At 65.3% G+C, this 20,471-nt stretch carries 19 protein-coding genes; 7 read left to right on the top strand and 12 right to left on the bottom strand.

From position 1 onward, the window contains the following. The first annotated feature begins 105 nt into the window (after window positions 1–105). Both AAG821_RS20410 and AAG821_RS20415 read left to right on the top strand, forming a co-directional pair. Window positions 106–891, top strand: coding sequence for an SDR family oxidoreductase (locus tag AAG821_RS20410; protein ID WP_341914653.1), 786 nt, complete (start codon window positions 106–108; stop codon window positions 889–891). 23 nt (window positions 892–914) lie between these two features. Then, a complete protein-coding gene (locus AAG821_RS20415; RefSeq protein WP_341914656.1) occupies window positions 915–1,349 on the top strand; it encodes a hypothetical protein in 435 nt (144 codons plus the stop codon). Here AAG821_RS20415 and AAG821_RS20420 read toward each other — a convergent pair whose 3' ends face one another. From AAG821_RS20420 to phaC, 3 genes are read right to left on the bottom strand one after another with little or no spacing between them, the layout of a single operon-like run. Further along, entirely contained in the window at window positions 1,350–1,829 is a 480-nt protein-coding gene (locus AAG821_RS20420; RefSeq protein WP_341914658.1) for a YchJ family metal-binding protein, read from the bottom strand. Window positions 1,830–1,842: 13 nt separating this feature from the next. Further along, complete coding sequence (locus AAG821_RS20425) at window positions 1,843–2,484, bottom strand: muconolactone Delta-isomerase family protein (protein ID WP_341914659.1); 642 nt, start codon at window positions 2,482–2,484, stop codon at window positions 1,843–1,845. A gap of 10 nt (window positions 2,485–2,494) precedes the next feature. Then, on the bottom strand, window positions 2,495–4,342 hold the full coding sequence (phaC, locus tag AAG821_RS20430; protein WP_341914660.1) for a class I poly(R)-hydroxyalkanoic acid synthase: 1,848 nt from the start codon (window positions 4,340–4,342) through the stop codon (window positions 2,495–2,497). A 164-nt stretch (window positions 4,343–4,506) separates the two neighbouring features. Between phaC and AAG821_RS20435 the strand changes: the two genes are divergently transcribed. The 5 genes from AAG821_RS20435 to recJ all read left to right on the top strand — a co-directional run bounded on the left by AAG821_RS20435 (window position 4,507) and on the right by recJ (window position 10,982). Beyond that, entirely contained in the window at window positions 4,507–5,463 is a 957-nt protein-coding gene (locus AAG821_RS20435; RefSeq protein WP_341914661.1) for a hypothetical protein, read from the top strand. 132 nt (window positions 5,464–5,595) lie between these two features. Continuing rightward, on the top strand, window positions 5,596–6,816 hold the full coding sequence (locus AAG821_RS20440) for an LL-diaminopimelate aminotransferase (protein WP_341914663.1): 1,221 nt from the start codon (window positions 5,596–5,598) through the stop codon (window positions 6,814–6,816). Next, entirely contained in the window at window positions 6,809–8,128 is a 1,320-nt protein-coding gene (locus tag AAG821_RS20445) for a homoserine dehydrogenase (protein WP_341914665.1), read from the top strand. Before AAG821_RS20440 ends, AAG821_RS20445 begins: the two co-directional genes overlap by 8 nt. A gap of 71 nt (window positions 8,129–8,199) precedes the next feature. Continuing rightward, window positions 8,200–9,180, top strand: a complete 981-nt coding sequence (glpX, locus tag AAG821_RS20450; RefSeq protein WP_341914689.1) for a class II fructose-bisphosphatase — start codon at window positions 8,200–8,202, stop codon at window positions 9,178–9,180. Between the two features lie 2 nt (window positions 9,181–9,182). Further along, the gene (gene recJ / locus AAG821_RS20455) at window positions 9,183–10,982 is read left to right on the top strand and encodes a single-stranded-DNA-specific exonuclease RecJ (RefSeq protein ID WP_341914667.1); all 1,800 of its coding nucleotides are present in this window, start codon (window positions 9,183–9,185) and stop codon (window positions 10,980–10,982) included. Here the strand turns inward: recJ and AAG821_RS20460 are convergent. From AAG821_RS20460 to AAG821_RS20500, 9 genes are all read right to left on the bottom strand, one after another. Continuing rightward, window positions 10,979–11,887, bottom strand: coding sequence for a DMT family transporter (locus AAG821_RS20460; RefSeq protein WP_341914669.1), 909 nt, complete (start codon window positions 11,885–11,887; stop codon window positions 10,979–10,981). The genes recJ and AAG821_RS20460 overlap by 4 nt on opposite strands. Window positions 11,888–11,903: 16 nt before the next feature. Beyond that, window positions 11,904–12,386, bottom strand: a complete 483-nt coding sequence (locus AAG821_RS20465) for a cupin domain-containing protein (protein ID WP_341914671.1) — start codon at window positions 12,384–12,386, stop codon at window positions 11,904–11,906. A gap of 66 nt (window positions 12,387–12,452) precedes the next feature. Beyond that, window positions 12,453–13,349 carry an ABC transporter permease gene (locus tag AAG821_RS20470; RefSeq protein ID WP_341914673.1) on the bottom strand — a complete coding sequence of 299 codons (897 nt, stop codon included), beginning with the start codon at window positions 13,347–13,349 and terminating at the stop codon, window positions 12,453–12,455. Then, complete coding sequence (locus AAG821_RS20475; RefSeq protein ID WP_341914674.1) at window positions 13,346–14,287, bottom strand: ABC transporter permease; 942 nt, start codon at window positions 14,285–14,287, stop codon at window positions 13,346–13,348. Before AAG821_RS20475 ends, AAG821_RS20470 begins: the two co-directional genes overlap by 4 nt. 59 nt (window positions 14,288–14,346) lie before the next feature. Next, window positions 14,347–15,867 (bottom strand): ABC transporter substrate-binding protein, encoded by a 1,521-nt coding sequence (locus tag AAG821_RS20480; RefSeq protein WP_341914676.1) that lies wholly within the window; start codon window positions 15,865–15,867, stop codon window positions 14,347–14,349. 14 nt (window positions 15,868–15,881) lie between these two features. Further along, window positions 15,882–16,958 (bottom strand): ABC transporter ATP-binding protein, encoded by a 1,077-nt coding sequence (locus tag AAG821_RS20485; protein ID WP_341914678.1) that lies wholly within the window; start codon window positions 16,956–16,958, stop codon window positions 15,882–15,884. Further along, window positions 16,955–17,923: an ABC transporter ATP-binding protein gene (locus tag AAG821_RS20490; RefSeq protein WP_341914680.1), complete on the bottom strand. Its 969-nt coding sequence runs from the start codon at window positions 17,921–17,923 to the stop codon at window positions 16,955–16,957. Before AAG821_RS20490 ends, AAG821_RS20485 begins: the two co-directional genes overlap by 4 nt. Then, on the bottom strand, window positions 17,923–18,642 hold the full coding sequence (locus tag AAG821_RS20495; RefSeq protein ID WP_341914682.1) for a DUF1028 domain-containing protein: 720 nt from the start codon (window positions 18,640–18,642) through the stop codon (window positions 17,923–17,925). The genes AAG821_RS20490 and AAG821_RS20495 overlap by 1 nt, the downstream gene beginning before the upstream one ends. Before the next feature lie 2 nt (window positions 18,643–18,644). After that, window positions 18,645–20,465, bottom strand: a complete 1,821-nt coding sequence (locus AAG821_RS20500) for a gamma-glutamyltransferase family protein (RefSeq protein ID WP_341914683.1) — start codon at window positions 20,463–20,465, stop codon at window positions 18,645–18,647. Between the last annotated feature and the right edge of the window lie 6 nt (window positions 20,466–20,471).

The following is a 20,471-nucleotide window of genomic DNA, read 5'->3' on the forward strand; positions in this document are numbered from 1 at the left end:
ACCGCCGGGCCGCAGCACTCTTCGCGCGCGGCCGGCACTGGTCGTAATGCTGCCCGGCGGGCTAGCCTTGTCTGGATAAAAACCAGCAGGGAGTGAGTCGGCCCCATGACCGCATCGAACAGGGTTGCCTTTGTCACCGGCGCGGCGCGCGGTCTGGGGCTGGCGGCAGCCACCAGATTCCTCGCCGATGGCTGGCGCGTCGCCATGCTGGATATCCTGGGCGACACGCTGCGGGCGGCGGCGAAAGCTCTCAACCGGCCCGATGCGATCCTGACCCTGGAAGCCGATGTCTCCGACCCGGCCGCCGTGCAGCGCGCCGTGCAACAGGCGAAAGACCATTTCGGCCGCATCGATGCGCTGGTGAACAATGCCGGCATCGCCATCTTCAAGCCCATCCTGGAGGTGACGCTGGAGGACTGGCAGCGCGTCATGGCGGTGAACCTCACCGGCCCCTTCCTGATGACGCAGGCGGTGGCGCCGATCATGCGCGACCAGGGCGGCGGCGCGATCGTCAACATCACCTCCATTTCCGGCCTGCGCGCGTCCACGCTGCGCGTCGCCTACGGCACCAGCAAGGCCGGGCTGGCGCATCTGACCAAGCAGCAGGCGGCCGAACTCGGCGAATACGGCATCCGCGTCAACGCGGTGGCGCCCGGCCCGGTGGATACCGCGATGGCGCTGGCGGTGCACACGCCGGAAATCCGCGCCGACTATCACGATCACATGCCGCTCAACCGCTACGGGCTGGAAAGCGAACTGGCCAATGCGATCTTCTTCCTGAGCAGCGATCAGGCCAGCTTCGTCACCGGGCAGGTGCTGTGCGTGGATGGCGGGTTTGATTCCACCGGCATTGGTTTGCCGACGCTGCGGGGGGAGCGGAAGAATAGTTAGGTAATTGTATTTGGGTGTTTGAAATGCATATTAAAAAACGGATCGCACTAGCGCTGCTTGCATCGGCTTCTCCATGCGCTGCGCACAGTGCGGAGCTGCTTTCAATTGTTGGGTTAGACGTAACAGGAAATGAATATGTAGAAGCTTTTGATATTACGACCCGAGGTATCCAAGTATTGGCAGTATGTCACATTCCTACCGGCTGGATCATAACAGCTGGACGGACTGCGGGGTATGAAGGCGAATTGGCAGGTGGCGCGAGTGTTGGTGCTGCAGGTTTGAATCAGCGTCAGCTTGGCGAGCTACAGGGGCTCTTTCTTTTTTCAGAGCAGTCGCATCAGGGAAGTGTCGAACTAGAAGGAACCGTTTCACTGCGAACATACGGCAGCGGTGAACTGCGCGAAGTCAAACTATTGTCGCCGCATTTTCGGAAGGAAACCGTCAGTCGTTGTCCCTAATTACACCCGCCCACAGCATTGCTTGAATTTCTTGCCTGATCCGCAGGGGCAGGGTTCGTTACGGCCGGGTTTTTTCACCGGCTGCACGGCCGTCTCGCCATCGATATAGACCCAGCCGCCGTCTGTCCCGTCGCGGCGGAAGCGTGAGCGTTCGTGCAGTGCGCGGGTCTGTCCTTTCACCTGGAAACGGGCGACGAATTCGACGATGCCGGTGTTGTCATCTTTGCCGCCATCCACCGTGTCGAGAATCTCCAGCCCGAGCCACTGCGTACTATTCATGCCGGCGCTGACATCGGCGGCATCGAAGCCGGCGCGATGCTCGGGCGCCAGCGTGCGCTGCAGATAGGCGACGTCACCGGTGGCGTAAGCCGTGTAGCGCGAGCGCATCAGCGCCAGCGCGGTCGGCGCCGGTGTGCCGGCCAGGATCGGGCAGCAGCAGGCCTCGAAAGACTGGCCGGACTGGCAGGGGCAGGCAGTCATCTGGCGGCGTGTGTTACGCCGGCTTTTCGTGTGTCTCGGCCGGCCGCGCAAACTGTGGGAAGTTCGGGTGCAGCGCCAGCGGGATCACATCCGCCTTGGTGAAGCAGGGATAGAGCGGCATGCTGCGCAGCGTGGTCGCCACCGCATCGGCATCGGGCAGGTTCCACAACACGTAAGTCCCGAGCGCGTTGGCTTTGCGCCAGATGCCGACCAGCTGGCGCTTGGCCAGCATCGCCTCCGACTTGCGCCACTCGGCCTGCACCAGCTCCTGGAATTTCTCGCCGGCACGCAGGTATTCGATGCGCACATCGACCAGGAACAGGTTGCTGTCCGGCTTCGGCTTCGAGTCCGGCTTTTCGTGTGTGGCAGCGCCGCGGGCGAATTGCGGGAAATTCGGATGGCCGATCAGCGGCGTGGTCACCACATTGGTGAAATACGGATACAGCGGCATGGCGCGCACCTGGTTGCCCAGCGCCTCGTTGTTCGGCACATCGAGGATGAACATGGTGCCCATGCCGTTGGCCTTGCGCCAGATGCCCACGAATTGGCCCTTGGCCAGCAGCCGCTCTTCCTCGTCCCACTCGGCGCGCACCAGCTGCTGTGCCTTGTCGCCCAGCGTGGAGAAATTGAAGGTCACATCGACGAGTGCGAGCATCTGAACGTCCTTAATCCACGATCCGTTTTTTCACGTAAGAACCCGGCGCCGGCTCGATCACCTTGAGCTTGCCGTCGCCCGGCTTGCGCGCCGGCACCTTCTCGCCGGATTTCTCCGACAGCCACGTGTCCCAGTCGTCCCACCAGGAGCCCGGATATTCCTTGGCGCCCTTGATCCAGTCTTCCACATTGGCCGGATTGGTGTCGGTCTCGTTGCGCCAGTGCTGGTATTTCTTGGCATCGGGATGGTTGATCACGCCGGCGATATGACCTGAGCCGGCCATCAGGAAGCGCACCGGCCCGCCATAAAGCTGCGTCGCCTTGTAGACCGAACGATAGGGCGCGATATGGTCTTCGCGGCTGGCCTGCAGGTAGACCGGAATCTTGATCTTGCGCAGGTCCAGCCTCTCGCCGGCGAGTTCGAGCTGGCCCGGCTGCGACAGCAGGTTCTTCTGGTACATGTTGCGCAGATAGAAACCATGCATCTTGGCCGGCATGCGCGTGCAGTCGGAATTCCAGTACAGCAGGTCGAAGGGGAAGGGCTCCTTGCCCAGCAGGTAGTTGTTGACCACGAAGGACCAGATCAGGTCGTTGGCGCGCAGCATGTTGAAGGTATTCGCCATCTCGCCGCCGTCGAGATAGCCCTTTTCCGACATCAGGTTTTCCAGGTAGTTCAGCGTGTCTTCATCGGTGAAGACGCTGAGTTCGCCAGCATCGGAGAAATCCACCTGGGCGGCGAAGAAGGTCACCGCCTTGATGCGGGTATCCTTTTTCTGCGCCATCCAGGCCAGCGTGGAAGCCATCAGGGTGCCGCCGATGCAATAGCCGATGGCGGTGACCTCGTCCTCGCCGGTGGCCTGCTTCACCGCATCGAGGCCGTCGAGGATGCCTTCGCGCATGTAGCTCTCGAAGGTCTTGTCGACCGTGCTTTCGTCGGGCTGGTTCCACGACACGACAAACACCGTGTAGCCCTTGTCGACCATCCAGCGGATAAAGGAATTCTGCGGCTTCAGGTCAAGGATGTAATATTTGTTGATCCAGGGCGGCACGATGAACAGCGGCCGGCGATACACCTGCTTGGTGGTCGGCTCGAACTGCAGCAGCTGCATCAGGTCGTTCTGATAGATCACCTGGCCCGGCGTGGTGGCGATGGTCTCGCCCACGGTGAAGGCCTTGGCATCCACCATCTTGACGTTCAGCTTGCCCTTGCCGCGCTCGAGATCCTCCAGCAGGTTCTGCAGGCCCTTGACCAGGTTCTCGCCGTTGCTGTCGATGGTGGCGCGCACCACCTCCGGGTTGGTCAGCGCGAAATTCGACGGCGACAGCGCGTCGATGAACTGCTTGGCATAAAATTCGGCCTTGCGGGCCACCTTGGGGTCGACGCCCTCGGCCTGCTGCACGGTGTTCTGCAGCCAGCGCGCGGTCAGCAGGTAGGACTGCTTGAGGTAGTCGAACAGGGCGCTGTCCTGCCAGGCCGGGTCCTTGAAGCGCTTGTCGCCCTTGTCGGGCTGGACCAGCGGGGTGGCCTCCCGGCCGAGGAAGCGGTCGGTGGTATTGGCCCACAACGTGGCGTAGTCCTGCCACAGCTTGGTCTGGGCCTCGGCCAGCTTGGCCGGGTCGGCCATCAGCTTGGCGGCGATTTCCATGAAGGCGCCCCCGATATTCAGCGGGTCGGGGTTTACCGGGGCCTGAAGGGGGGGTGCGGGGGCGGCACCGGGCTCGGGCTGCTGCTTGGCGGCGAACTCGGCCACCAGTTTCTGGCTCTGCTCGGTGATCTTGGCCCAGTTCCGGGCCCAGACCGCCGGATCGGGCAGTTTGACGTCAGAGTCCGGTTTGCCACTGTCCGGTTGCTTCGCCATCCGACAGTCCTTATTCTCGGGGCCCGTTTCCTCGCGGCGCGATTCCGGTTTTCGGCCGGATTTTCACGCTACGAATTGAGGTTACGGGATAGGGAATCGCCCTGCAAGGCCGACAGGCCGGCGATGGGCGGTCGGTCGGTTTTTGCGAGTTGAGGGGAGAGCGAATGGTTCGGATCGGCAAGAATTCCGCCAGCACATCGATGCAGGGCGGGCTTGGGCTGCGCGGTGCGACCGCCGCGGCCCTGCTGGTCGCCATGCTGGGTCTGGCCGGTTGCGGCACCTGGGCCGATCCCAGCGACTGGTTTGGCGATGACGAGGCCGAGGCCCCGGTTCCCAGTGGCAATATGGCCCGGGATGCCGGCACCAATGCCGAGCGCTTCCCCAATCTTGCCCGGGTCCCGCCCCGCCCGGTGGAAATGTCGCCGAACAGCGAACGCCGCCAGGCGGTCGACAGCCTGGCCGCCGACCGCGCCAATGCCCGCTATACGGATGAGGAGCTGCGCGCCCGCCCGGCCGACAGCAACACCCCGCCGCCATCGCCGCGCGCGCCGGTGACCCAGCTGCCCGGCGCCAACCAGCCGCCGCTGCCGCGCGGTGCGACCGAGCCGGCCGCCCAGATGCAGCAGCGTTCGGGTGTGCAGGCCGTGGCGCCTGGTCAGATGGCCCAGGCTCCGATGCAGCCGGCCGGCCGCGTGAACACCAATGACAGCTATGCCCAGAGCCTGGCGCAGTCGGGTGCCAATACCCTGCCGGCGGGCCTGGCCCAGCCTCAGGCTGCCGGCGGTTACAGCCCGGTCGCGCTGCCCGGCGCGCAGCAACTGCTGGCCATCGTGCGTTTCGGCAACGGCGCCAGCGGTCTTGGCAACGACGACAAGGCGCTGATCAAGAAGGTGGCCGAGTATTACAAAGGCGTCGGCAACAAGGGCAACCTGAAGATCGTGACCTATGCTACTCCGGCGGCCACCGGCCTGGCGCAGCGTCGCACCGACAACGTATTGGCCGAGCTGCGCAAGAATGGCGCGTCTCATATTGCCGCCACCACCGCACCGCCGCCGGCTTCCTATGCCGCAGGCGCTACCGATGACTATAGCCGCCGGGCTGAAATCTATATCGTGAACTAAACAGATTTCAGCAGACCGGCGGCGGAGGCGCGGGGCGAAAAGCTGCCGCGCCTTCGCGTAATTGAGGCCCAGTCTTCTGCACGCCAAACCGTTTTTCCGTCACATCAGTACTTCACAGTGGACCTGAGGATCATGGATACCGAGTTCTACCGCATCAAGCGCCTGCCGCCCTACGTGTTCGAGGAAGTGAACCGTATGAAGGCCGCCGCGCGAGCCCGCGGCGAGGACATTATCGACTTCGGCATGGGCAATCCCGATAACGCGACCCCGCCGCATATTGTCGCCAAGCTGGTGGAAGCCGCGCAGAACCCGAAAGCCCACCGCTATTCCTCCAGCCGCGGCGTGCCCGGCCTGCGCAAGGCGCTGTCGAACTACTATGGCCGCCGCTTTGGCGTCGAACTCGACCCCGAGAAGGAAGCCATCGTCACGCTGGGCTCCAAGGAAGGCCTGGCCAATCTCGCCATGGCGATCTCGGCGCCGGGCGATACCGTGCTGGTGCCGAACCCGAGCTATCCGATGCATGCCTTCGGCTTCGTGATCGCCGGCGCCAATGTGCGCTCGGTCGCCATCGGCCCGGGTATCGATTTCATCGCCGGCCTGGATCGCGCCTATCAGCACAGCGTGCCCAAGCCGATTGCGCTGATCGTCAGCTTCCCGGCCAACCCGACCGCGATGACCGTCGATCTCAGCTTCTATGAAGAGATCGTCGATTTCGCCAAGAAGCGCGGCATGTGGGTCATCTCCGACCTGGCCTATTCGGAAATCTATTTCGACGGCAATCCGCCGCCCTCGATCCTGCAGGTGAAGGGCGCGCGCGATGTCGCCATCGAATTCACCTCGCTGTCGAAGACCTACAACATGCCGGGCTGGCGCATCGGCTTCGGTGCCGGCAATGCCACGCTGGTCGGCGCGCTGGCGCGGGTGAAATCCTATCTCGATTACGGCGCCTTCACGCCGATCCAGGTGGCCGCCACGGCCGCGCTGAACGGCCCGCAGGACTGCGTCGAGGAAATCCGCCAGACCTACAAGTCGCGCCGCGACGTGCTGGTCAAGGGGTTGCAGGCTGCCGGCTGGGATATCCCGATGCCGGCTGCCTCGATGTTCTGCTGGGCGCCGATCCCGGAGCGCTATGCGCATCTGGGCTCGGTAGAATTCTCCAAGCTTTTGCTGCGCGAGGCCGAAGTGGCCGTCGCGCCGGGCATCGGCTTCGGCGAGCATGGCGACAATTTCGTGCGTCTGGCCTTTGTCGAGAACGAGCACCGCACGCGGCAGGCGGTGAAGAACATCAAGAAGCTGCTCGCGTCGCCATCCAATCTCCCCGATCAGGCCAATAAGGCAGTTGCCAATGGTTAAGGCTTATGTGAAATCGGCCCCGCCGCTGAAAGTCGGCATTGCGGGGCTGGGCGTTGTCGGTGCCGGCGTGGTGCGCCTGCTGGATCAGCATGCCGGCATGCTTGCGGCCCGCGCTGGTCGCCCGATCAAGGTGGTGGCAGTGTCGGCGCGCGACAAGCGCAAGAAGCGCGACATGCCCAAGGGCAGCTGGCGCTGGTATGCCGATGCGCTCGATCTGGTGAAAGACCCGGAAGTCGAAGTCGTGGTCGAACTGATCGGCGGCGCCGATGGCAAGGCGCGCGCGTTGGTCGAGGCCGCGCTGAAGGCCGGCAAGGGCGTGGTCACCGCCAACAAGGCGATGCTGGCCATGCATGGCACCCGCATTGCCGCGATGGCGGAAGCGAAAGACGCACCGCTGGCCTTCGAGGCCGCCGTCGCCGGCGGCATCCCGATCCTGAAAGCGCTGCGCGAGGGCCTGGTCGGCAACCGCATTGAGCGCATCACCGGCATTCTGAACGGCACCTGCAATTACATCCTGACCGAGATGCGCCAGACCGGCCGTGATTTCGGCGTGGTGCTGAAGGAAGCCCAGGCGCTGGGCTATGCCGAGGCCGATCCGAGCTTCGATGTCGATGGCATCGATGCCGCGCATAAGCTTGCCGTCCTGACATCGCTGGCTTTCAACACCCAGGTCGATTTCAAGGCTGTGCATGTCGAGGGCATCCGCCAGGTCTCGGCGGTGGATATCGCCTTTGCTAAGGAATTCGGCTACCGCATCAAGCTGCTGGCGATTGCTCGCCGCACGCCACGCGGCATCGAACAGCGCGTGCATCCCTGCATGGTGCCCTCGGATACACCGATTGCCCATGTCGATGGCGTGTTCAATGCGGTTGCCGCCGAGGGCGACTATGTCGGCCGCATGATGTTCGAGGGCCGCGGGGCCGGCAGCAACCCGACGGCGTCTGCCGTGGTCGCCGATCTGGCCGATCTGGCCGCCGGCCGTCGCCTGCATGCTTTCGGTGTTCCGACCACCAAGCTGCAGCCACTGAAGGCTGCGCCGATGGATGGCTATGTCGGTCGCTATTACATCCGCCTGATCGTGCGCGACCAGCCGGGTGTGCTGGCCGATGTGTCGGCCGTGCTGCGCGACGAGAAGATCTCCATCGAAAGCCTGGTGCAGCGTGGCCGCTCGGAAGCCGAGAACCAGCCGGTCGCCGTCATGCTGATCAGCCATGAGGCGCGCGAGGCCGATATGGCCCGGGCGATGAAGAAGATCGCCAAGCTGCGTTCGGTGCTGCAGGCGCCGGCACTCATCCGCATCGAACCGCTCTGAGGCAGACCATGGCCGTATCCAAGCCAGCAGCCGGCGCGAAGAAGGCCAAGGTGGAAAAACCGGCAGCCGCGATGCCGGCCGTTGCGGTCGACAGCATCTCGGTCGAGCGCAACCTCACGCTGGAAGTGGTGCGCGTCACCGAAGCCGCCGCGATTGCCGCCGCCAAGCTAGCCGGCCTGGGTGACGAGATGGCGGCCGACCAGGCCGCGGTCGATGCCATGCGCACGGCGCTGAACGATCTCACCATCGACGGCACCATCGTGATCGGCGAGGGCGAACGCGATTCCACCCCGATGCTGTATATCGGCGAGAAGGTCGGCACCGGAAAAGGCCCGCGCATCGACATTGCGCTCGACCCGCTGGAAGGTACCTCGGCCACCGCCAAGGGCGGCAGCAATGCGCTCACGGTGATCGCCTTTGCCAATGCCGGCTGCTTCCTCAATGCGCCCGACGTGTACATGGACAAGATCGCCGTCGGCGGCGGCCTGCCCGACAATGTCGTCGATCTCGATGCGGCACCGGCGGAGAACATGAACCGGCTGGCGGCGGCCAAGGGCATCGCCGTGTCGGAACTCACCGTCTGCATCCTCGACCGCCCGCGCCATGCCGACCTGATCCAGCAGGTGCGCGCCACCGGCGCCCGCGTGGCGCTGATTTCCGATGGCGACGTGGCCGGCATTATCGCTACCACCGATCCGGCCACCGGCATCGACATCTACATGGGCTCGGGCGGTGCGCCGGAAGGCGTGCTGGCGGCTGCTGCGCTGCGCTGCATTGGCGGCCAGATGCAGGCGCGCCTGCTGTTCCGCAACGAGGATGAGCGCAGCCGCGCCCGCCGGCTCGGCATCGAGAAATTCGACCGCAAATACAGCCTGGCCGACCTGGCTTCGGGCGATGTGATCTTTGCCGCCACCGGCGTCACCGACGGCTCGCTGCTGCATGGTGTCAAGCGCGTGCCCGGCGGCTTCATGGTCAATTCGATTGTCATGCGCTCGCAGACCGGCACGATCCGCCGCATTGCCGCGGTAATCCGCCCCCCACACCAGAGTTGACCATGCTGACCGATTCCGCGCCTGCGTTTCTGGGCGTGACCCGTTCCATCGGTGGCCGGCGCTGGCGCCTGCGCAATACCGATGACCGGCTGGCACTGGCCCTGGCCCAGCAGGCCGGCCTGCCGGAAATCCTCGGCCGCGTGCTGGCCGGCCGCGGCATCGGGCTGGAAGAGCTGGAAGACCATCTCAATCCCTCGCTGCGCCGCCTGCTGCCCGATCCCTCGCGCTTCCGCGACATGGATGCGGCGGCTGAGCGGCTGGCCGATGCCATCATCGGCAATGAAGCCGTGGCGGTGTTCGGTGACTACGATGTGGATGGCGCCACCTCGACCGCGCTGCTGAATCGCTTTTTCACTTCGGTCGGCCGCGAGCTGCGCGTCTATATCCCCGACCGCCTGAAGGAAGGTTATGGCCCCAATGCGCCGGCGCTGCGCCGGCTGGCGCAGGAGGGCGTGAAGGTCGTCGTCACCGTCGATTGCGGCACGCTGGCTTTTGCGCCGCTGGAAGAGGCCGCCAGCGTCGGCCTCGAAGTGATCGTCGCCGATCATCATCTGGCCGAACCCGAACTGCCCCGGGCGCTGGCCGTGGTCAATCCCAATCGTCTGGATGAAACGCCGGGCTTCGGCCAGCTGGCTGCCGTCGGCGTCACCTTCCTGCTGGTGGTGGCGGTCAACCGCCGCCTGCGCGCCAAAGGCCATTACACGGCGGATCGTCCGGAACCCAACCTGATGGGCTGGCTCGATCTGGTGGCGCTGGGCACCGTCTGCGATGTGGTGCCACTCACCGGGCTGAACCGCGCCCTGGTCGGTCAAGGGCTCAAGATCCTGCGTGGTCGCAGCAATGTCGGCATGGCGGCGCTGGCCGATATCGCCGGCGTGGCCGAACCGCCCGGCGCCTATCATCTGGGTTTCCTGCTCGGGCCGCGCGTCAATGCTGGCGGCCGTGTCGGCCAGGCCGATCTGGGGACGCGGCTGCTCTCCACCGACGACGCCCGGCTGGCGCAGCAGATCGCCGTCGAACTCGACCGCTATAACCGTGAGCGCCAGGAGATCGAGGCCGGCGTGCTGCTGGAGGCCATGCAGGAGCTGGAGCATGTGCCCGATACCGCGGCGCTGGCGCTGGTGGCGCGGCAGGGCTGGCATCCCGGCGTGATCGGCATTGTCGCCGCCCGCGTGCGCGAGGCTGCCGGCCGGCCGAGCTTTGTCATCGCGCTGGATGAAAACGGTATCGGCAAGGGCTCGGGCCGCTCGATCCCCGGCGTCGATCTGGGGGCCGCCGTGGTGGCGGCCGGCCAGGCCGGCCTGCTGGTCAATGGCGGCGGCCATGCCATGGCGGCCGGCCTGACGGTGGAAACCGCCAAACTGAATGAGCTGAAGGCCTTCCTGAATGAACGCCTGGCACCGGCGGTGGAAAAGGCCGGTGCCTCGGCCTCGATGGGCTTCGATGGCGCGCTCGGCATCGGCGGCGCTAATGCCACACTCTGCGACAAGCTGGAGCTGCTCGGCCCCTATGGCTCAGGCAACCCGGAGCCGCGTTTTGCGCTGGCCGGGGTGCGCGTGGTGCAGGCCGATGTGGTAGGCGAGAAGCACGTGCGCTGCCTGATCACGGCAGGCGACGGCAGCGGCGCGCGCTTGGCTGCGATTGCCTTCCGCTCGGTCGAGGCAGATCTCGGCCCCGCGCTGATGCAGGCGCGCCAGACCGGTTCGGCCCTGCATATCGGCGGCCATCTGCGCACCAATCACTGGCGCGGCGAAAAGCGCGTGCAGTTCGTGCTGGAGGATGCGGCGCAGCCGGGTCTTTAAGGCTGCGGTTCGACCGGCAGCACGGTCCTGCCGCGCACGCGCTCGCGGTGCAGGACATAGAGTCCGCTGGCCACGATCAGCACGATGCCGGCAGTGGCCAGGGCATTCGGCACATCGCCCCAGACCAGGTAGCCCAGCAGCAGGGCCCAGAGCAGGCCGGTATAGCGCAGCGGCACGATCACCGGCACCTCGGCATGGCGGAAGGCATCGACGGCGAGCTGGTAGCCGGCGGCGATGAACAGCGCCGCCACCGCCACGTAGCCGAAATCGCCCCAGGTCATCGCCACCCAGCCCTCGGCCAGGGCGAAGGCCAGCGCCACGGCGGCCATCATGCCGACATTGGTCAGCGTCACCATGATCGAAGGGATTGCCGCGTCGATGCGTCGCGTCACCAGGTCGCGCAGCACGATGCAGATGACGGCACCGACGCCGAGGATGGAGTAGGCGTTGAAATTGCTCGCCTGCGGCTGCACCACCAGCAGCACGCCGAAGAACCCGGCGACAATGGCGCTCCAGCGCCGCCAGCCGACCGGTTCATGCAGCACCACCGCCACCACGGCAGTCATCATCAGCGGCGAGGCCATGTTGATCGCGGTCATATTGGCGATCGGCATATGGAACAGGGCAACCATATAGGCGTAGCTGCCGAGCAGATCGATCCCGCTGCGAACCACGACCCGCCTGTCCAGCAGCATGGCGACCCGGCGCGTGGCGCCCAGCAGATGGGCGATGACGAGGATGATGGCGGTGGCGATCAGGCCGCGCACGGCCAGGATCTGGCTGGCCGGTACATTGCCATAGACCAGCTTGCACAGCGCCTCGTTGATGACGAAGAGAAAGATGGCCAGCGAAAAGGAAACGATGCCGCGCCGGTTGCCGGTGCCAAACAGCCGGTCGTAAAGCATGCTGGATATGCGCCGGTTAGGTCTTGGGTGCGGCGTGGATGGGATCGACCCAGAGCACGCTGTCGGGCTTTTCCACCGGCTCGATATCCAGGTTCACCACCACCGGATCCTGGCCCGAGCGCACCAGCACGCATTCCAGCGTCTCGTCGCTGCTGGCATTGATCTCCTGGTGCGGTACATAGGGCGGCACGAAGATGAAATCACCCGGTCCGGCTTCGGCCACGAATTCCAGGTTGTTGCCCCAGCGCATGCGCGCCTTGCCCTTCACCACATAGATCACGCTTTCCAGGTCGCCGTGATGATGGGCGCCGGTCTTGGCATTGGCGTGGATATGCACGGTGCCGGCCCAGATCTTCTGGGCGCCGGCGCGGGCGAAATTGATCGCAGTGGCGCGGTTCATGCCGGCGGTCTGTCCCGCCGAGGTCGGGTCCAGCTTGTCGGCCGGGATCACCCGCACGCCGTCATGCTTCCAGTCGGTGTGGTGGTGGTCGTGGCCCATGGCGATCCTCCAAAAACTGTATGCGGAGGATGGTAGGGGCTGCCAACCGTTACGGCAAGAGTCGGGCTACTCCCGATGGCGCGGATCGAGCGCGTCGCGCAGGCCGTCGCCCAGCAGGTTGAACGACAGCACGACGATGAAGATCGAGATGCCGGGATATACCGCCATCCAGGGCGCGTCGGTCATGTAGTCCTTGGCGGTGTTCAGCATGCTGCCCCAGCTTGGCTCCGGCGGCTGCTGGCCGAGGCCGAGGAAGGACAGGCTGGCTTCGGCGATGATGGCCGAGGCGATGGTGAGCGTGGCCTGCACCATCAGTGCCGGCCAGATATTGGGCAGGATATGGCGAAACGCGATGCGCAGCGGCGAATTGCCCACCGCACGTGCCGCCTCGACATAGTCTTCCACCTTCACCGCCTGCACCTGCGCGCGCGTCAGCCGCACGAAGATGGGGGCGGCGGCAATGCCGATGGCGATCATCGCATTGGTCAGGCTGGGACCGAGGAAAGCGGCCATCGCAATCGCCAGGATCAGGAAGGGTACCGCCAGCATGGCATCGGTGAAGCGCATGATCAGGCCATCGACCAGGCCGCCGGCATAGCCGGACAGCAGCCCTACCGGAATGCCGATCAGCAGCGCCAGGAAAACCGAGACGACACCGGCAAACAGCGAGGCCTGGGCGCCATGGATCACGCGCGACAGCACGTCGCGGCCCAGCTCGTCGCCGCCAAAGGGATGCTCCAGCGTGGGGGCGCCGCGCAGGGCACTCCAGTCGGCCTCGACCGGGCTGTAGGGCGCAATCACATCGGCCAGCAGCGCGAAGCTGACAAAGATCAGCACCACCACCAGCCCGACCACGGCGCCCTTGCGCCGCAGCAGGCGGCGGAAGGCGCGCCGCGCCGGGCTTTCTTCGGCGGCAGGTTTGGTGGCTGCGGCGGGCTGCATGACGGACTCGACGGCGGTCATGCGCGCAGCCTCGGATTAACCAGGAAGTAGGCGATGTCGGCCAGCAGGTTCAGCAGGATATAGGCGGTGGCCGTGCAGAGAACGACGCCCTGAACGACGGCGTAATCGCGGTTGAACACCGCATCGACGATCAGCTTGCCGAAGCCGGGAATGGAGAAAATCTGCTCGGTCAGCACGGCCCCCGACAGCAGCTGGCCGAATTCCAGCGCACCCAACGTGATCACCGGCACGGCGGCATTGCGGAAGGCATGCTTGCCGATCACCACGCGTTCATACAGGCCCTTGGCGCGTGCGGTGCGGATATAGTCGCTGGCCAGCACCTGCAGCATGGCGCTGCGGGTATGCCGCATGAAGACGGCGGCGATGCCGGTGCCCAGCACGAAGGCCGGCATGATCATCGCCTGCAGGTTGGCCCAGAGGTCTTCGGTGGGTGAGACATAGCCCGATGCCGGCAGCCAGCCGAGTTCGACCGAGAAGAATAGGATCATCATGATGCCGAGCCAGAAATTCGGCGTCGACAGGCCCCAGAGGCCGATGATGTTGGCGACGTAATCCGGCCAGCGGCCGTTATGCAATGCAGAAATCACGCCGGCTGGCAGACCGATGGCGAGCGCGACCAGCATGGAGAGGATCGCCAGTTCGATGGTGACCGGCAGCTTTTCCAGCAGCAGCTGCGACACCGGCAGCTGGATGCGGATCGATTCACCGAAATTGCCCTGCAGGATGCCGCCGATCCACAGGCCGTACTGCACCCAGATCGGCTTGTCGAGATTGTACTTGGCGCGCACCTCGGCAATCGCCTGCGGATCGCGCTCTTCGCCGGCCATGGCAATTGCCGGATCGCCGGGCAGCAGTTGCTGCAGCCCGAAGATGATCATCGACACGAACAGCAGTGTCGGCAGCAGAATGGCGATGCGTCGGAACAGGAAGCGGATCATGGGGCTTTACGAAAAAAGAAGAGGAGGGGCCGCCGCGGTTGAGCGGCGGCCCCGACGCATTACATCTTCATGCCGGTGAAACGGACCAGGCCATCGGGATATTCCTTGAAGCCGGTCAGCTTGGCATTGTGGGCATACAGCCACTTGCGATGCAGAAGATAGATGATCGGCCGCTCGGCATTGACGATCTTGGCGGCCTTCTCCCAGGCGGCCTGACGCTCGGCCACATTGGTGGTCAGGCGGCTGTCGTTCAGGATCTCGTCCAGCGCCGGATTGCACAGGCCTGAATAGTTCAGCGGCTGCTTGCAGGCGTGGAAGGAGAAGAGATTGCCGTCCGGATCGGGGCGACCGCTCCAGGCCAGGATATAGGCCTCGAAATCACCCTTGTCGGCCATGTTCAGCGAGGTGGCGAATTCGGTGGCCTGGATGCGCACGTCAAAGCCCGCTTCCTTGGCCATCACCTGCACCACCTGGGCCAGCTTGCTGGCATCGGTGGTGGTCGGCGTCACCAGGTTGACCACCGGGTTCGGATTGCCGGCTTCCTTCAGCAGCTGCTTGGCCTTGGCGACATCGCGCTTCGGGATCGGCACCGACTTGGCATAGGCGGGATTGTTCGGCGCGACCCACTGGTTGCCCGGCGTGGCCAGGCCGTCGAACACCACCTTGTTGATGCCGTTGCGATCCAGCGACAGCTCGAAGGCTTCACGGATCTTCGGGTTTGAGCCGAGGGCCGAGGTCTTGGCCTTGTCGCTCTTGCCGATGTTGATGGTGATGCCGTAGTAGCCGATCTCGGTGACGGAGACGAGCTTCAGCTTGTTGTCCTTCTGCACGGCGCCGGCGTCGGTGGCCGACAGCCGCTCGATGAAGTCAAGCTGGCCCGAGCGCAGGTTGGCGAGGCGCACGGTGGCATCGATGAAGGGACGGAATTCAATGCGCGAGAAATTTACATTGGCCTTGTTCCAGTAGCCATCGAACTTCTCGACCACGATGCGGTCCTGGGCGATACGCTCGACGAACTTGAACGGACCGGCGCAGACCGGCGCGGTGCCGAACTTGTCACCCAGCGCCTTGCCGGCCTTGGGCGAGATCATCATGCCGGCGCGGTCGGTCAGGGTAGCCAGCAGCGGGGCAAACGGCGCCGCGGTGTTCAGGCGCACGGTCAGCGGATCGACGACATCCACCGAGGTCACGGCCGACAGTTCGCCGCGACGCTGCGAGCCCTGCATGGTCTTGTGACGCTCGATATTGTATTTCACCGCCTCGGCATCAAGCTTTTCGCCATCGTGGAAGGTCACGCCCGGGCGCAGCTTCATGGTCAGCGCCTTGTTGTCGGCCGACCAGCTCCATTCGGTCGCCAGCTGCGGCACCACCTTCAGATCCGGAGCGATATCCACCAGTTTGTCGCACAGCGCCGAGAAGACGATACGGCCAACGAAAGTACGGGCCATGGTGGGATCGAGGACATCGGGATCTTCCGCCAGTCCGAATTTCAGCGTTTGCGCCGAAGCGCCGGTGGCGAGCCCGCCGGTGCCCAGCAGCAATACCGCGGCCAGCGCCGCCCAAGTGCTCTTTCTCATCATGTCAGCCTCTCCTGTTATGGTTGCGATACACGGGATGCAGTGTCGACGAAACGGGCCTGCAGGCGAGCGAGCCGCGCAGCACCGGCGGTGTCGCTTTCCGCCGGCAGCGGCGCGGCCGCGGGCAGCTCGCGCCAGCGGTGGCAGGCAACGCTGTGGCCGGCCGATGTCGTTTCCATCGCCGGGATGGCCTGGCGGCAGAGATCGATCGCGAAGGGACAGCGGGTGTTGAAGCGGCAGCCCGGCGGCGGATCGATCGGACTGGGCACATCGCCGCTCAGGATCATGCGCTGGCGCGTCGCGTTGGGCTGCGGCACCGGAATGGCCGACAGCAGCGCTCGGGTATAGGGATGCTGCGGATTGGCAAACAGTTCGGCGGCCGGCGCCACTTCGACGATATTGCCCAGATACATCACGGCAATGCGCTGCGAGATATGCCGCACCACCGCGAGGTCATGGGCGATGAACACCATGGCGATGCCGAGCCGCGCCTGCAGGTCTTTCAGCAGATTCAACACCTGTGCCTGCACCGAGACATCCAGCGCCGACACGGCCTCGTCGCAGACGATCAGGTTGGGCTCCACCGCCAGCGCGCGGGCAATGCCGACGCGCTGGCGCTGGCCGCCGGAGAATTCATGCGGATAGCGCCGCGCATGGCTGGCGCGCAGGCCGACCAGCGTGAGCAGTTCCTCCACACGGGCTTTGCGCTTGCCCGGCGGCACCAGGCCATGCAGCATCAGCGGTTCGGCCAGGATGTCGCCCACCGTCATGCGCGGATTGAGCGAGGCATAGGGATCCTGAAACACCAGCTGCATCTCGCGGCGCAGGTCGCGCAGTGCCGTGCCGGTCAGTTTGGTGATGTCGCGGCCATCGAAGGTGATCGTGCCCGCAGTCGGATCGATCAGGCGCAGCAGCAGCCGGCCGGTGGTCGACTTGCCGCAGCCGCTCTCGCCCACCAGGCTCAGCGTTTCGCCCGGCTTGAGATCGAAGCTGACATTGTCGACGGCGGAGACATGGCTGATCGGCCGGCCGAACCAGTTGGTCTTGGCGGTGAACTGCTTGGTCAGGCCGCGCACTTCCAGAAGGTTGCTCATAGGAGAGGCGCCTTCCAGCAGGCCACGGCATGGCCGGGCAGGACATCGCGCAGCTCGGGTGCTGCCGCGCGGCACTGATCCTCGACAAACGGGCAGCGCGGGCTGAAGCGGCAGCCCGGCGGCGGGTCCATCGGATCGGGCACGCTGCCTTCGATGGCGGCCAGCCGGTCCTTGGTGTGATCCAGCCGCGGGATCGAGCCGAGCAGGCCGATGGTGTAGGGGTGCTGCGGCGCGTCGAACAGCATTTCGACCGGGGCCTGTTCCACGATGCGACCGGCATACATCACGGCGACATGGTCGGCCATCTCGGCGATCACGCCCATATCATGGCTGATCAGCATGATGGCGGTGCCCAAATCGCGCTGCAGCTCGCGCAGCAGATCAAGGATCTGCGCCTGCACCGTCACATCCAGCGCCGTGGTCGGTTCGTCGGCGATCAGAAGCTCCGGTCCGCAGGCCAGCGCCATGGCGATCATGGCGCGCTGGCGCATGCCGCCCGACAGCTGGTGCGGATAATCGTCGATGCGCTTTTCCGGCGCCGGAATCTTCACCTTGCGCAGCATGGCAATCGCCTGTTCGCGCGCCTCGGCGCCGGTCAGACCCTTGTGCCGCACCAGGCCTTCCATGATCTGGTCACCGATGGTGAAGGCTGGGTTCAGCGAGGTCATTGGCTCCTGGAAGATCATCGCCAGCCGGTTGCCGCGCAGGTCGCGCAGGTCGTCGGCCGGCATATGCCGCAGGTCGTTGCCGGCGAATTTTATGCTGCCGCTGGCGATGCGGGCGCCGCGGCTGGGCAGCAGCCCCATCACGGTGAGCGAGGTGACCGACTTGCCGCAGCCGCTCTCGCCGACGATGCCCAGCGTCTTGCCGGAATCGACTGTGAAGCTGACGCCATCGACAGCGCGGAACTCGCCGCCCTCGGTGTTGAAATGCGTGCGCAGGTCTGCGACTTCGAGCAGGGCCATCAGCGCAGCTCCGCGCGCTGTTGTGTTTCGAGGCGCTGCACTTCCGCCTCGATCACGCCGCGGTCCCAGATGCCGCTCGGATTGTCGCGGGTGGCATAGAATTTGGAAAACGCTGCGGCACGGCCGCGCGACACCGTATACAGCCGGCGTAATTCTTCCAGCGGTTCGGCATGGTCATCGACGCGCAAAGAGAGCGCCGGATAATCCTCACCCGCATAGATGATCAGTGCGGCCGACTGCTTGCCGCGCTTGTCGCCGCCCTCGGCCTGGCCGGCATCCAGCGCATCGAGGAAGCGTTCGGCCAGCGTCTTGGTGCTGGCCGCAAAAGACGCAAAGGTGGCGTCCACCACGGCAGCGCCGGCCAGCATATTGCCGGCGACCGAAAATCCGGTGCCGGTCTTGTGGCCGCACCAGTCGATGCAGCCGTCGCCGGTATGGGCGGCCGTGTTGCCGGCGCGGTCGACCACATGCAGCTGGCGCGCGGCGCGGCCGTCATCGGAAGCCACCAGCTGGCGCACGACCTCGGCTGCCGGCAGGCCATCGGCCAGCATGGCCAAGCCCCGCGGGCCCCAGGTGGGATTGATCAGTGCCTGCGTCGCCAGCGCGCCGTTGCCGCTTTTGGCATGCGGACAGAGCGCACCGACGGCGAAGAACTTGGTGGTGACGGCGACACCGAAGGCGCCAGTGGCAGAATCGCGGGCGACAATCGACCACGTCATCTTTAGCGACCCACCGCGTAGCCCTGCATGCCGCGCGGATTGGCGCCCGCGGTCAGCAGCGTGCCCTCCGGCGTTTCGGTGGTGCCGCAGGCGGTGAGGCGGCCTTCCGACCAGTCGCCGCCGGTTTCCACCTTGTGGCCGCGGGCCTTCAGCGCCTCGATAGTGTCCTTCGGGAAGCGGCCTTCGAGGCCGAGATGGCCGGGCTTGGCGGCGCGCGGATAGAAGGAGGAGGGGAAATGCTCGCTGTGCCAGGCGGGACTGTCGATGGCTTCCTGCAGGTTCATGCCGTGGTGTACGACCTTGAGGAACATCTGCGGCGACCACTGGTCCTGCTGGTCGCCACCCGGCGTGCCAAAGGCCAGTGCCGGCTTGCCGTCGCGCAGCGCCATCGACGGCGACAGCGTCGTGCGCGGCCGCTTGCCAGGCTTGAGCGAGTTGGGCAGGCCCTCTTCGAGCCAGAACATCTGTGCCCGCGTGCCGAGACAGAAGCCCAGGTCGGGGATCAGCGGCGAGGATTGCAGCCAGCCGCCTGACGGCGTGGCCGAGACCATGTTGCCCCAGCGGTCGATCACATCGACATGGCAGGTGTCGCCGCTGGCGGCGCCGCGCATTGTCACCTTGCCGTCGCTGCCGGCCAGACGGCCCACGGTGGGTTCACCGACGCCGACGCCGCCGGCTTCACCGGCCTTGATCGAGGTCAGCTTGGCGCCGCTGCCAACCGGATCGCCGGGCCGCAGCTCCAGCGACGCCGTGGGGCCGATCAGTTTCGCACGTTGTGCGTTATAGGCATCCGACAGCAGAGCGGCCATCGGCACATCCACATGATCGGGATCGCCATACCAGGCCTCGCGGTCGGCAAAGGCCAGCTTGGAGGCCTCGACCAGCGTGTGCACGAAATCCGGGCCCGCCGGGTCCATGCTGGAGAGATCGAAATGCTTGAGGATGGCGAGCTGCTGCAGGAAGGCCGGGCCCTGGCTCCAGGGGCCGCATTTCGCCACGGTCCAGCCGTGATAGTCATAGGTCAGCGGGCTTTCGACATGGGCCTGCCACTTGGCCATGTCGTTGCCGCTCAGCACGCCGCGATGGCGGCGGCCCGAGGCATCCATCGCTTCGGTGCCGGTGCTGAATTTATCGATCGCCTGGGCGACGAAGCCCTCGCGCCATGCCTTGCGTGCGGCTTCGATCTTCTGCTCGCGGCTGCCGCTGCCGGCGCTGCCGAGCTTGCGATAGGTCGCGGCCAGGCCGGGCTGCTTGAACAGCGCGTAAGCCTTGGGCAGCGCGCCGGTCCGATCAAGCCACAGCGCGCCCGACGTCTTCCATTCATCCTGGAAAAGTTTCTGCACGGTGCCAATGGTGTCGATCACGCGCGGTACCAGCGGTGTGCCGGTCTCGGCATAATAGATTGCCGGCGCCAGCGCCTCGGCAATGTCGATGGTGCCATAGTCGCGCAGCATCAGCAGCCAGCCATCCACCGCACCCGGCACGCAGGGCGCCAGCAGGCCGGAGCCGGGGATCAGGTCCAGCCCCAGCGACTTGAAATGTGCAATCGTTGCCTTCTCCGGCGCCGGGCCCTGGCCGCACAGCACCTCGATCTTGCCCGTCTTGGCATTCCACAGCAGGGCCGGCAGGTCGCCGCCGGCGCCATTCAGATGCGGCTCGCACAGATGCAGCACGAAACCGGCGGTGACGGCGGCATCAAACGCATTGCCGCCGCGCTCCAACACGCCCATGGCGGCCGATGATGCGATCCAGTGTGTGGTGGCGACGACGCCGAAGGTGCCCTTGATTTCGGGGCGAGTGGTGAAGGCGAAGGGGACTTTCATAGACGC

This window comes from Ferrovibrio terrae (assembly GCF_943372915.1).
In the GTDB taxonomy this organism is placed as follows: domain Bacteria; phylum Pseudomonadota; class Alphaproteobacteria; order Ferrovibrionales; family Ferrovibrionaceae; genus Ferrovibrio; species Ferrovibrio terrae_A.

Excerpts from the sequence above, each read along its gene's own strand:
- AAG821_RS20485 (WP_341914678.1), bottom strand. The coding sequence starts at position 16,958 with ATGAGCAACCTTCTGGAAGTGCGCGGCCTGACCAAGCAGTTCACCGCC.
- glpX (WP_341914689.1), top strand. The coding sequence starts at position 8,200 with ATGCCGGCCGTTGCGGTCGACAGCATCTCGGTCGAGCGCAACCTCACG.
- AAG821_RS20410 (WP_341914653.1), top strand. The coding sequence starts at position 106 with ATGACCGCATCGAACAGGGTTGCCTTTGTCACCGGCGCGGCGCGCGGT.
- AAG821_RS20470 (WP_341914673.1), bottom strand. The coding sequence starts at position 13,349 with ATGACCGCCGTCGAGTCCGTCATGCAGCCCGCCGCAGCCACCAAACCT.
- AAG821_RS20440 (WP_341914663.1), top strand. The coding sequence starts at position 5,596 with ATGGATACCGAGTTCTACCGCATCAAGCGCCTGCCGCCCTACGTGTTC.
- AAG821_RS20425 (WP_341914659.1), bottom strand. The coding sequence starts at position 2,484 with ATGCTCGCACTCGTCGATGTGACCTTCAATTTCTCCACGCTGGGCGAC.
- AAG821_RS20500 (WP_341914683.1), bottom strand. The coding sequence starts at position 20,465 with ATGAAAGTCCCCTTCGCCTTCACCACTCGCCCCGAAATCAAGGGCACC.
- AAG821_RS20495 (WP_341914682.1), bottom strand. The coding sequence starts at position 18,642 with ATGACGTGGTCGATTGTCGCCCGCGATTCTGCCACTGGCGCCTTCGGT.
- AAG821_RS20445 (WP_341914665.1), top strand. The coding sequence starts at position 6,809 with ATGGTTAAGGCTTATGTGAAATCGGCCCCGCCGCTGAAAGTCGGCATT.
- recJ (WP_341914667.1), top strand. The coding sequence starts at position 9,183 with ATGCTGACCGATTCCGCGCCTGCGTTTCTGGGCGTGACCCGTTCCATC.
- AAG821_RS20460 (WP_341914669.1), bottom strand. The coding sequence starts at position 11,887 with ATGCTTTACGACCGGCTGTTTGGCACCGGCAACCGGCGCGGCATCGTT.
- AAG821_RS20480 (WP_341914676.1), bottom strand. The coding sequence starts at position 15,867 with ATGATGAGAAAGAGCACTTGGGCGGCGCTGGCCGCGGTATTGCTGCTG.
- phaC (WP_341914660.1), bottom strand. The coding sequence starts at position 4,342 with ATGGCGAAGCAACCGGACAGTGGCAAACCGGACTCTGACGTCAAACTG.
- AAG821_RS20420 (WP_341914658.1), bottom strand. The coding sequence starts at position 1,829 with ATGACTGCCTGCCCCTGCCAGTCCGGCCAGTCTTTCGAGGCCTGCTGC.
- AAG821_RS20415 (WP_341914656.1), top strand. The coding sequence starts at position 915 with ATGCATATTAAAAAACGGATCGCACTAGCGCTGCTTGCATCGGCTTCT.
- AAG821_RS20490 (WP_341914680.1), bottom strand. The coding sequence starts at position 17,923 with ATGGCCCTGCTCGAAGTCGCAGACCTGCGCACGCATTTCAACACCGAG.
- AAG821_RS20475 (WP_341914674.1), bottom strand. The coding sequence starts at position 14,287 with ATGATCCGCTTCCTGTTCCGACGCATCGCCATTCTGCTGCCGACACTG.
- AAG821_RS20435 (WP_341914661.1), top strand. The coding sequence starts at position 4,507 with ATGGTTCGGATCGGCAAGAATTCCGCCAGCACATCGATGCAGGGCGGG.
- AAG821_RS20465 (WP_341914671.1), bottom strand. The coding sequence starts at position 12,386 with ATGGGCCACGACCACCACCACACCGACTGGAAGCATGACGGCGTGCGG.